The 10,757-nt window shown below is 40.0% G+C and carries 11 protein-coding genes and 1 tRNA gene; 6 read left to right on the plus strand and 6 right to left on the minus strand.

The genetic code is table 11. The annotated features are described in order from the left end of the window. Window positions 1-187 precede the first annotated feature (187 nt). Together ABJV04_RS06535 and ABJV04_RS06540 are read left to right on the plus strand one after the other, a co-directional pair. Window positions 188-922, plus strand: a complete 735-nt coding sequence (locus tag ABJV04_RS06535) for a hypothetical protein (RefSeq protein WP_348490505.1) — start codon at window positions 188-190, stop codon at window positions 920-922. A gap of 185 nt (window positions 923-1,107) precedes the next feature. Continuing rightward, window positions 1,108-2,379 (plus strand): aminotransferase class I/II-fold pyridoxal phosphate-dependent enzyme, encoded by a 1,272-nt coding sequence (locus ABJV04_RS06540; protein ID WP_348490506.1) that lies wholly within the window; start codon window positions 1,108-1,110, stop codon window positions 2,377-2,379. 88 nt (window positions 2,380-2,467) lie between these two features. Here ABJV04_RS06540 and ABJV04_RS06545 read toward each other — a convergent pair. The 6 genes from ABJV04_RS06545 to ftsH all read right to left on the minus strand — a co-directional run bounded on the left by ABJV04_RS06545 (window position 2,468) and on the right by ftsH (window position 7,982). Next, window positions 2,468-2,552 (minus strand) — tRNA-Leu (locus ABJV04_RS06545). Window positions 2,553-2,573: 21 nt separating this feature from the next. Then, window positions 2,574-2,921, minus strand: coding sequence for a preprotein translocase subunit SecG (gene secG, locus ABJV04_RS06550; RefSeq protein WP_348490507.1), 348 nt, complete (start codon window positions 2,919-2,921; stop codon window positions 2,574-2,576). Window positions 2,922-2,930: 9 nt separating this feature from the next. After that, window positions 2,931-3,656: a triose-phosphate isomerase gene (gene tpiA, locus ABJV04_RS06555; protein ID WP_348490517.1), complete on the minus strand. Its 726-nt coding sequence runs from the start codon at window positions 3,654-3,656 to the stop codon at window positions 2,931-2,933. A gap of 118 nt (window positions 3,657-3,774) precedes the next feature. Next, window positions 3,775-5,115 carry a phosphoglucosamine mutase gene (glmM, locus tag ABJV04_RS06560; protein WP_348490508.1) on the minus strand — a complete coding sequence of 447 codons (1,341 nt, stop codon included), beginning with the start codon at window positions 5,113-5,115 and terminating at the stop codon, window positions 3,775-3,777. A gap of 4 nt (window positions 5,116-5,119) precedes the next feature. Next, complete coding sequence (folP, locus tag ABJV04_RS06565) at window positions 5,120-5,947, minus strand: dihydropteroate synthase (protein ID WP_348490509.1); 828 nt, start codon at window positions 5,945-5,947, stop codon at window positions 5,120-5,122. 94 nt (window positions 5,948-6,041) lie between these two features. Next, window positions 6,042-7,982 carry an ATP-dependent zinc metalloprotease FtsH gene (gene ftsH, locus ABJV04_RS06570; protein ID WP_348490510.1) on the minus strand — a complete coding sequence of 647 codons (1,941 nt, stop codon included), beginning with the start codon at window positions 7,980-7,982 and terminating at the stop codon, window positions 6,042-6,044. Between the two features lie 580 nt (window positions 7,983-8,562). On the opposite strand from ftsH, the gene yhbY reads away from it, so the two are divergent. The 4 genes from yhbY to ABJV04_RS06590 all read left to right on the plus strand — a co-directional run bounded on the left by yhbY (window position 8,563) and on the right by ABJV04_RS06590 (window position 10,714). Continuing rightward, window positions 8,563-8,859, plus strand: coding sequence for a ribosome assembly RNA-binding protein YhbY (gene yhbY, locus ABJV04_RS06575; protein WP_348490511.1), 297 nt, complete (start codon window positions 8,563-8,565; stop codon window positions 8,857-8,859). A gap of 224 nt (window positions 8,860-9,083) precedes the next feature. After that, window positions 9,084-9,638, plus strand: coding sequence for a GNAT family N-acetyltransferase (locus ABJV04_RS06580; protein WP_348490512.1), 555 nt, complete (start codon window positions 9,084-9,086; stop codon window positions 9,636-9,638). Beyond that, window positions 9,625-10,431: an SAM-dependent methyltransferase gene (locus ABJV04_RS06585; protein WP_348490513.1), complete on the plus strand. Its 807-nt coding sequence runs from the start codon at window positions 9,625-9,627 to the stop codon at window positions 10,429-10,431. The genes ABJV04_RS06580 and ABJV04_RS06585 overlap by 14 nt, the downstream gene beginning before the upstream one ends. Before the next feature lie 112 nt (window positions 10,432-10,543). After that, window positions 10,544-10,714, plus strand: a complete 171-nt coding sequence (locus ABJV04_RS06590; protein ID WP_348490514.1) for a hypothetical protein — start codon at window positions 10,544-10,546, stop codon at window positions 10,712-10,714. The last annotated feature ends 43 nt before the right edge of the window (window positions 10,715-10,757 follow it).

Below are 10,757 nucleotides of genomic sequence, written 5' to 3' on the forward strand. Positions count from 1 at the left end.
CCCCCTAAGCTTGTTTTAATTTGTACTAAGCTAGGGGTTAACAACAAAATATTGAGTGGTTTATCAACTGGCGAGTACAGCTAAATTGCTAAAATAAAACAATTCCAATGGCGAAATTGTTTTTTGCACTTATACAGATATAGATTACACTCTCGCTTAGTCATAAAAATGTAATAAAAGTGTAATGATGTCACCGATTAAACATTCAAATTTCTTATTCAAGGTTATTTTGGTTCTTTGCGTCAGTTTCAGCGCAAATGCCAACAATACCAGTGGTGTAACTGGCCCAATCGTCAAACCCAATGACCAGTCTTTCCAAATTCGTACTGCGTACACGCCAAGTGAAGATGGTGATAGAGAACAGTATGTAATTAGAATGAACGCGCAAAAATCCATTACTGATTCAGTGCGATTTCGCATGGTTGGTCAAGTAAGAGACACCACAGGGAGTTTTGAACTTGACTCTATTTCCGCCGATTTATTATGGCAGTTCCAACATAAAGAAGATGGAATTTGGGACAGTGCTGTTCGAGCTGACATTAAAACCCGCAAAGCTCATCGCAGCGAAGGACTTTCTTTCAAATGGAGTAATCGGTGGTCATTTGCGTCTAAATGGTCGCTTACTCAAGTGTTGTCCTTTAGTTGGAACATTGGAGGCGACACCCCTGCCACCGGAACCTTTTTAGAAACACGCACAGGCATAACCTATAAAGCGAACAATAACATCACCCTTGGCTTTGACTCCTTCAATAACCTTGGCAAAGTGGGTGCTTTTGGTAGTAGCAATGATCAAAGCCACCAAATTGGACCTTCAATCTCAGGTAAGTATCAACAACTTTCCTATTCTTTTAGTTACTTAAAAGGGATTACCAATGGTGCTAGAGATGATGTTATTCGATTATTTGTAAAAAAGCCCTTTTAAATCTGTAGGTTTCAAAGTCTGATACTTTTCAACGTTTTTTGTTTTAGCTTAAAGTGGTCTCTATTACCTTCTAACGGTTTTGAATGATTAATAACTAAATCGATTTTACTGATAATAGTTCCTTAACTATCATAAGTTTTCGCAATAGTTATTACTCGACAACCTCAACCTTACAGAGAAAAATAATGAAATTAGAGTCCATAGCATTACACGAAGGATATCAGTCAGAGGAAACCACTAAAGCAGCTGCGGTTCCTATTTATCAAACCACTTCTTATACTTTTGATGACACGCAGCATGGTGCGGATTTATTTGACCTTAAAGTGCCTGGAAATATTTACACCCGCATAATGAACCCTACCACTGACGTCCTTGAAAAACGTGTAGCGGCCATGGAAGGCGGTATCGCGGCAGTATGTGTGTCATCGGGTATGGCAGCCATTACTTATGCAATACAATGTATCTGTGAAGCAGGTGACAACATCATCAGCACCAGTCAATTGTATGGTGGTACCTATAACCTTTTTGCTCATGCGCTGCCTCGTCAAGGCATCGAAACTCGCATGGTTTCCCATGACGACTTTGCTACTTTTGAAAACTCTATCGATGATAAAACCAAAGCAATATTTTGTGAGTCAATTGGCAACCCTGCCGGTAATGTAGTTGATATCAAACGCTTAGCACAGATAGCTGATAAACACGGTGTTCCTTTAATTGTAGATAATACTGTTGCAACCCCTTACCTGTGTAGACCTTTTGAATTAGGCGCGCACATAGTTGTACATTCGCTTACCAAGTATATTGGTGGTCACGGAACATCAGTGGGCGGTGTAATTGTTGATTCTGGTAAATTTGACTGGGTTAAAAACAAACAGCGTTTTGCCATTTTAAATGAACCTGATCCTTCATATCATGGTGTCGTGTACACTGAAGCACTGGGAGCTGCAGCTTACATTGGTCGTTGCCGTGTAGGACCTCTTAGAAACACTGGTGCCGCTATTTCTCCATTAAATTCATTCCAAATTCTACAAGGATTAGAAACTTTAGGTTTACGCATGGATCGTCACTGTGAGAATGCCGAAAAACTTGCGGCTTACTTGTTACAACACGATAAAGTTGAATGGGTAAATTACGCCGCCCTACCCGACAGTCCTTACCAAGAGAACTGCCAAAAGATTACCTCAGGAAAAGCATCTGGTGTCTTGAGTTTTGGTATTGCTGGCGGTTTAGAATCTGGCACTAAATTCATCGACTCATTAAATATGATTCTACGTTTAGTAAATATTGGTGATGCTAAATCTTTAGCCTGTCACCCAGCATCAACCACCCATCGCCAGTTAAACGAAAAAGAATTAGCTGCAGCTGGTGTCAGTTCCGACTTGGTAAGAATATCAGTGGGTATTGAGCATATCGACGATATTATTGCGGATGTTAGTCAGGCGTTAGATAAAGTGTAAACTTGCTCTAAATATTAAAAACAGCAATCAATAGTTGATACAAAAAAAGCCTGTAGAGAATTAATCTACAGGCTTTTTTATTTATATATGGTGCGGATGGGGAGACTCGAACTCCCACGGCCTAAGCCGCAGCCCCCTCAAGGCTGCGTGTCTACCAATTCCACCACATCCGCGATGTTTATTAAAATAACTATCTAGTTAGGTATCTCGTTTGAATCAGGCGTACTTTCCTGATTAGGAATGTCTGAATCTACTGATTGCTCGATAGCGCCCAGATTTTCAAATTCATCAAGTGATTGATCTTTATCTGCAGTTTGATTACCTAAAATCAAACTGATAACAAAAAACAAAGTAGCAAGTATGGCTGTTGTTCTTGTCATAAAGTTACCTGAACCAGAAGAGCCAAATACTGTATTTGAGCCGCCACCACCAAATGATGCGCCCATATCCGCACCTTTACCTTGCTGAATAAGCACCATGCCTATCAACATTAAAGCTACTACTAAATATACTACTATCAAAATTTCGTAAAAATACGTCATGTTATGTCTCTAACCTTTTGCTGCTAAGCAAATATTTAAAAATTCCTGTGGATCCAAACTGGCTCCACCTATCAACCCGCCATCAACATCGGGTTGTGAAAATAATTCATTGGCATTGGCGGCTTTAACACTACCACCATATAAAATACGTAAGCCATTGGCTATGTCAGCATTTAATTTACGTAAATATTCACGAATAAATGCATGAACTTCTTGCGCTTGCAATGGGCTGGCTGTTTTGCCTGTACCGATTGCCCATACTGGCTCATAAGCAACCACTATGTTGTCAAAGTTTTCAATTCCAATGACATTAATTACAGCTTCAATTTGTGCTTGGATATGATTAAAAAACTCACCACTATCACGCACAGATTCTGGCTCGCCAACACACAACACAGGTGTTAAACCATGTTTTAGTGCCACGCTTACTTTTTCAGCAACCAGCTTATCACTTTCGCCGTTATCCGTTCTTCTTTCAGAGTGACCGACTAACACGAAGTCACATCCTACAGATTTTAGCATTGAACCAGACACTTCCCCGGTATGAGCACCAGAGTCAAATTCACTTAGATTCTGTCCACCAATAGCACCATTTAACGAGTCAAAAGCACTTATAAATGGAAAAGGAGGACAAACTAATACATCGACATCCGGCAAACTGGCACCATTAAGGGTATCCATCATTTGCTTGGCAAGTTCGATGTTACCATTCATTTTCCAGTTGCCTGCAACCATAGGGCGTCGTTTGTTCTGCACTTTAATCTTCCTTAACCCAGCGAAAAAGCGGGCGAGATATTAACTAACCCGAGTAAAATATACAAGTGGGCTAGCGTTAATTTATGATGCTAAATGACTAATTGGTTAATTTACGCACTGCATCAGCGATAAATTCAGCCCAATTAGTCGAGTCTTCTTGTTTTTCAGCTTCAACCATGACACGAATAAGGGGTTCTGTACCACTTTTTCGTAATAACACTCGTCCGGTTTTACCTAAATTGTTTTCTGCTTCAATGACGGCTTCTTTGACTTTTGGATTTTCTAATGGGTCTTCACCTTCCTCAAACCTCACATTTACCAGTGTCTGCGGATACATATCCATGCCGGAACATAATTCGTGTAGGCTCATCTGAGAACGTAACATGGCAGTAATAACCTGCAAACCCGCTAAGATACCATCACCTGTGGAAGTCACATTTAAATTAAGTACATGGCCGGAGTTTTCTCCACCAATTGCCCAACCTCGTTCTTGTAACAATTCCATCACGTAACGATCACCGACATTACTTCTGACAAAAGCGACACCAAGTTTATTTAAGGCAATTTCTAAACCTAAATTACTCATTAGGGTGCCTACAACACCACCGTTTAAGCGTCCTGATTTTAACGAGTCGCGCGCTATAATATAAATAAGTTGATCACCATCGATCAAATTACCTTTATGGTCAACCATCATAATTCGGTCACCATCACCGTCTAAGGCAAAACCTAAATCGGCTTTGTGCTCAAGTACACTCTCTTGAATCGCTTTCATTGAAGTAGCACCGACACCTTTATTGATATTTAATCCATCTGGGTCAGTACCAATTTCAATGACTTCAGCGCCAAGCTCTTCTAATACGTTAGGGGCAATATGATAAGTTGCACCATGGGCACAATCGACCACTATTTTTAAACTTTTAAGGTTTAGATCCGAAGGGAAGTTACCCTTACAAAATTCAATATATCGACCTGCTGCATCTTCAATTCGATACGCTTTGCCTAGCTTATCGGAGGCCACGCAGACCATAGGTTTTTCCATTTCCTTTTCAATGGCAAGTTCAATTTCATCATCTAGCTTGTAACCATTAGCTGAGAAAAACTTGATGCCATTATCGTAAAACGGATTGTGAGATGCGCTAATTACTATTCCAGCTTCAGAGCGAAAGGTTTTAGTTAGATAGGCAATTGCTGGGGTTGGCATTGGACCTAATAAACCGATATTAATGCCCGCTGCAGATAAACCAGCTTCAAGACAAGACTCAAGCATATAACCAGATATACGTGTATCTTTGCCGATAAGAACTTTATTTGTTCCCTGCCCAGCTAACACTTTTCCAGCAGCCCAGCCTAACTTCATTACAAACTCAGGATTAATGACACTTTCGCCAACTTTTCCACGAATACCATCTGTACCAAAATACTTTCTTGAGCTCATCACATTAATCCTTATACGTACTCAACGCCAATACCACTTTTACAGCATCAACGGTTTGTTTTACATCGTGCACTCGTAATATCGAAGCGCCTTTAGTTAACGCAATTGTCGCAGCAGCTAAACTGCCAGCTAATCGATCGTTAACGTCTCTATTTAACAGATTGCCTATCATTGACTTGCGAGATATACCGATCAACATAGGTAAATCTAATTCTTGCATTTCATTAAGTCTATCAAGTATTTGATAATTATGCGGTAAAGTTTTGCCAAAACCAAAACCAGGATCAATCATTAGCTTAGATTTTGCTATCCCACCTTGAACACAAAGGTCAATTTTAGCTTGTAGAAACTCAGTCACCTCTTTAACGACATCTTGATAACTAGGTGCTTGTTGCATACTTTTAGGCTGTCCTTGCATATGCATCAAGCACACAGCGGCTCCACTTTGTGCCGCAGCTGCTAACGCACCAGTTTGTTCTAATGCGCGGATATCATTAATAAGACCTGCACCGGCTGCAACAGCATGTTGCATCACTTCAGGTTTACTGGTGTCGATGGAGATAACCACATCAAAATTGGCATTTATAGCTTCAATGACTGGAATTGTGCGATCAAGTTCTTGCTGAATAGACACCTCTTCGGCACCGGGCCGAGTCGATTCTCCACCAACATCGATAAAGTCGGCACCCTCTAAAATCATAGTTTCGGCTTGAGCTAGCGCACTATCGCGCCCTTCAAACTTTCCGCCGTCGGAAAATGAATCAGGCGTGACATTTAAGATCCCCATGACTCTGGGTATAGTTAAATCGAGTTTTTTGTTTTTAAACTGCATAAAGTAATTTCAAATACCAAAAAATGGAGTAGTAGATACAAAAAAGGTCGAGTCAGCACTTGTCTGAATCGACCCAATTTAAACGAATAACAATTTAGCTAGGTAAATCGCCAGGCTTGCCTACCGTCGGAGGAGGCGTGCTTTTATCATCAGTACTTACCGTTGCTCCACCAGTTGGTTTGTCATTTGACCCTGGGTCACGACTATCCCAATCAGCAGGTGGTCTTACTGGACGACGAGCCATTAAATCATCAATTTGTTTGGCGTCAATGGTTTCATATTTCATTAACGCGTCTTTCATGGCGTGTAAGACATCCATATGTTCGTTCAGAATATTTTCTGCACGTTCATAATTGCGGTCTATGATTGACTTAATCTCAGCATCTATGGCACGAGCTGTATCATCAGACATATGTTTTGCCTTAGACATGCTGCGACCAAGAAATACTTCGCCTTCCTCTTCAGAATAAAGCATAGGTCCCATCTTGTTCGATAGACCCCACTGAGTAACCATTTTACGGGCAATATCAGTTGCTCTTTCAATATCGTTGGAAGCACCAGTGGTAACACCTTCTTCTCCCAGAGTAAGAGCCTCTGCGATACGACCACCAAACAAACTAGAAATCATGCTTTCAAGGTGCTGCTTGCTGTGACTATATTTGTCTTGTTCAGGCAAATACATCGTTACCCCTAAAGCGCGCCCTCGAGGAATAATAGAGACCTTATAGACAGGATCATGTTCTGGTACAACACGACCAACAATGGCGTGTCCCGCTTCATGATATGCCGTATTGGTTTTTTCTTCCTCAGACATAACCATGGTTTTACGCTCGGCGCCCATCATGATCTTGTCTTTCGCTTTATCAAACTCTTCCATAGATACAACACGTTTATCTGAGCGTGCTGCAAATAATGCGGCTTCGTTAACAAGGTTAGCTAAATCCGCACCAGAGAAACCTGGTGTGCCTCTGGCTATAACAGACGCTTCAACATTGTCACCAATAGGAACCTTACGCATGTGAACTTTAAGGATCTGCTCACGTCCGCGAATATCAGGTAGACCTACAACAACTTGACGGTCAAAACGACCTGGACGCAACAATGCAGGGTCAAGTACGTCTGGACGGTTAGTTGCAGCGATAACAATAATGCCCTCGTGCCCTTCAAAACCATCCATTTCAACCAACATTTGGTTCAATGTTTGCTCACGCTCATCGTGTCCACCGCCTAAACCAGCTCCACGTTGACGACCTACAGCATCAATCTCATCGATGAAGATAATACATGGTGCTGATTTTTTAGCTTGCTCAAACATGTCACGCACTCGTGACGCGCCCACACCTACGAACATTTCAACAAAATCAGAACCTGAAATAGTAAAAAATGGTACTTTAGCTTCACCCGCTATAGCTTTGGCTAAAAGGGTCTTACCCGTTCCCGGAGGACCTACCATCAAAACACCCTTAGGTATTTTACCGCCTAATTTTTGGAACTTAGAAGGGTCTCGTAGGAAGTCAACGAGCTCAGAAACATCTTCTTTGGCTTCGTCACAACCTGCTACATCAGCAAAGGTTGTCTTTATTTGGTCTTCGCCCAACAAGCGAGCTTTACTTTTACCAAATGACATAGCGCCACGACCGCCGCCGCCTTGCATTTGGCGCATAAAGAATATCCAAACACCAATAAGCAACAACATTGGGAACCAAGAAATAAAAATTTGAGATAAGAAAGAAGGCGATTCAGGCGGTTTACCCTCAACTACCACTCCATTACTAATCAAATCATTCATCAAATCAGGGTCGGCATAAGGAATATACGTTGAAAACGCATCGCCACTGGTAGTAGTACCAGTTATTTCACCTGTTTGTCTGTCTATGGTTGCTTGTCGAACAGATTTTTGATCAACATTACGTACGAAAGTAGTGTAATCAATTTTCGCCTTGCTTGTTTCGCCCGGCGTAAAACTATTAAACACGGACATCAGCACAACGGCGATGACCAACCATAAGATTAAATTTTTTGCCATATCGCTCAACGCTTTTAACCTCTAAAAGTAAAATTCTGTCTGTAGGCTTATTCTTGGGTAGATTACTAAATAATCAACCAAGTCTTCTGCCCGGTTAGCAGTACATCAAGAGTACTACAGTTTAAATCCTGTCGCTACCAGAGAAACCGCGTTTGATTCTGCTTAAATCAAATCAGCTCTCAACTTTTCATCATACTCAATGACACTTTCCATTTACTGTACAATTGGTGGAACCCTTTACATCATTTGACTTTGAAATTTCCGTAAAGTTTTAATACCTACCCTAAACAAATAAAAAAACGATGAATAAAGTAGTTTATGGAACTTGAACCTTAGTCCTAAAAGTAAACGTAGGACACTAACTGGAGTTACCCTAATAAAAAATTGTTTGATTGATACGTGCTGGTGCACAATATTGTTCAATTATCTTTAAAACTCGTCTGCGGACTGATTTAAATATAGCTTACCTTGAATTAAATCAGTCTTTTTTACCCTGTATGTCGTTTCTTATTAGGTATAACAGCAAGATGGCGTTAGAATAGCGATTTTCAACCATAAATTATCAATAAAATTGTAAGAATTAATCTAAATGAAGTCATCTAATAAACAGAAACAATATTTGAAAGGCTTGGCCCACCCTTTGAAACCCATAATACAATTGGGAAATAATGGCCTAACTGAAGGTGTATTAGCCGAGATCGATAATGCCCTAAGTTTCCATGAATTAATTAAAGTGAAAGTACCTTCAGATGATCGGGAAGAGAAACAACTAATTATGGATGCAATAATTCGTGAAACCTCTGCTGTTAAATTACAGGTTATAGGCCACACACTGATCATGTTCCGTCAAAGTGAAGATAAGAAAATCAGTATTCCTAAGGTATAAGGTATTTACTTGGGCTCTATTTTAGCCTGCTTGAATACTTTTAATTAGCGGGGAATTACTTCCACCTCGTAATAAACAGCCTGCATCAATCCCCCTATTTTGATTTAACATTTACAAATTAAAGTAAGGGGCGTTGAGTTACAAAAAGACTAATTTAAGGTAAAAAGTATATTAGCTCGAGGGTTACCTGCCCTATCAACTATTTCCACCATGGCATAAATGAAATGGAAATTCCTAAAACAGAATACCTAACTCAACGTTTCCAATACATCTCTATATGTGATGAAGACCAAGCTATTTTTTGTGACCTTTATTGTAACGATGTAGTCATGGGCAAAATCATGCCTAAGTTAACCACTGAGCAAGCTAAATCCCTATTTAAAGATAGTTTAAGGGATCAGCAACAACATCCCCATGAATTTTGGTGTATTAAATCGATTACGTCAGGGCAATCTATAGGTATCCAGGGGTTTATGGCAAACCGTGAGCAAAGAAAGCGTGGTGATGCAGAATTTGGGATATTATTAAAACCAGAGTTTTATGGAAATAATGTAGCGACAGAATCTGTTACTGCGATGCTATTTCATGGTTTTCAACATTTAAAGCTAAACTCTGCCCATGCCTATTTCAATATTAATAATGCCGCGATCCTAAAAATTGCTAGAAAATTAGGTTTCACAATTACGGTTGATGATAATCAACCTGATAAAATGTGTTGTTCTATCTCAAAAGCCGCTTTTTTAAGTTTCAATAAGGACTCAAAATTTGTCAGTAAATAGCCAAAACAGCAACAAAGGAAGCCTTGTATGCGTTGGGTTAGGTATGATATTAGGTTCACACCTTGCCCCTCTCTCTCGCAACTTTATTGAGCAAGCTGATGTCGTGTTTATGAGTGTTACTGACCCACTAACTGAAAAATGGATTCAAAAAATGAATCCAAATTGCCAGAGTTTGCAAAAGTTTTACTCTGATGGAAAAGATAGGCGGACCAGCTATCAACAAATGGTAGACACGGTTTTAAGAGAAGTTGAGTTGGGAAAACAAGTTGTTGCTGCTTTTTATGGTCACCCAGGGGTATTTGCTTGGGCCCCACACAAAATGATTGAAGTAGCGAAAAAAAATGGTTATCACAGTCACATGGAACCAGGTATATCGGCGGAAGATTGTCTATATGCCGACATGGCAATAGACCCAGGGATAAATGGTGCCGTGCATGCGGAAGCTAGCCAGTTCATGCTATATGAACGAAAAGTCGACACTACTGCATATTTAATTTTGTGGCAACTCGGTTTTGTCGGAGACCTGAGTATGTCCAAATATCAAACTGACAGCCATTATCGGCTTCTATTACAACAACTTTTAGTCCACTACTATTCTACTGATCACTTAGTGGCTATTTACGAGTCGCCAACTATTCCAACAGAAACAGCTCGCATAGAGTGGTTTCCTCTAGAGCAACTGAGTCAAGTTCACGTTGAGCACTTTTCTACCCTTGTTATTCCTCCCTTTAGTTCGAAAAAAATCGACGTAGATATGCTTAATAAAATAAACCAACTTTCGAAAAACAGCTAAAACTTAAAAAAAAGCGGATAGTCCTTTCCACATGTATACCAAGTGTTTAATAATACCGTCCCGATAACGTTGTTTATGTGTCTAATATTTTTAAAATTATAAAGGTGACAATATGACTGCATTAGAAATAATTGAAGAACTAGCGATTAACCCTAACTTTAAAAAAGAGTTATTTGAGAACGATCAACACCCGTTAGCTTTAAAAGCAAATAAAGAAATTGAAGAATTGCGCAACAAAAAAGGTAAATTTTGGTGCGCGCTAATGCCAGCAAAAGATGACTAGCAAAAAGAAGAAGAGCCTGAAGATCAAGAAGATGCCCCAAAAG

Origin of the sequence: Aliiglaciecola sp., assembly GCF_039982535.1 — a bacterium.
Taxonomy (GTDB): Bacteria; Pseudomonadota; Gammaproteobacteria; order Enterobacterales; family Alteromonadaceae; genus Aliiglaciecola.

Bases quoted from the DNA above. Each gene is read 5' to 3' on its own strand.
- ABJV04_RS06535 (WP_348490505.1), top strand. From the start codon at position 188: ATGTCACCGATTAAACATTCAAATTTCTTATTCAAGGTTATTTTGGTT.
- ABJV04_RS06540 (WP_348490506.1), top strand. From the start codon at position 1,108: ATGAAATTAGAGTCCATAGCATTACACGAAGGATATCAGTCAGAGGAA.
- secG (WP_348490507.1), bottom strand. From the start codon at position 2,921: ATGACGTATTTTTACGAAATTTTGATAGTAGTATATTTAGTAGTAGCT.
- tpiA (WP_348490517.1), bottom strand. From the start codon at position 3,656: ATGGTTGCAGGCAACTGGAAAATGAATGGTAACATCGAACTTGCCAAG.
- glmM (WP_348490508.1), bottom strand. From the start codon at position 5,115: ATGAGCTCAAGAAAGTATTTTGGTACAGATGGTATTCGTGGAAAAGTT.
- folP (WP_348490509.1), bottom strand. From the start codon at position 5,947: ATGCAGTTTAAAAACAAAAAACTCGATTTAACTATACCCAGAGTCATG.
- yhbY (WP_348490511.1), top strand. From the start codon at position 8,563: ATGAAGTCATCTAATAAACAGAAACAATATTTGAAAGGCTTGGCCCAC.
- ABJV04_RS06580 (WP_348490512.1), top strand. From the start codon at position 9,084: ATGGAAATTCCTAAAACAGAATACCTAACTCAACGTTTCCAATACATC.
- ABJV04_RS06590 (WP_348490514.1), top strand. From the start codon at position 10,544: ATGACTGCATTAGAAATAATTGAAGAACTAGCGATTAACCCTAACTTT.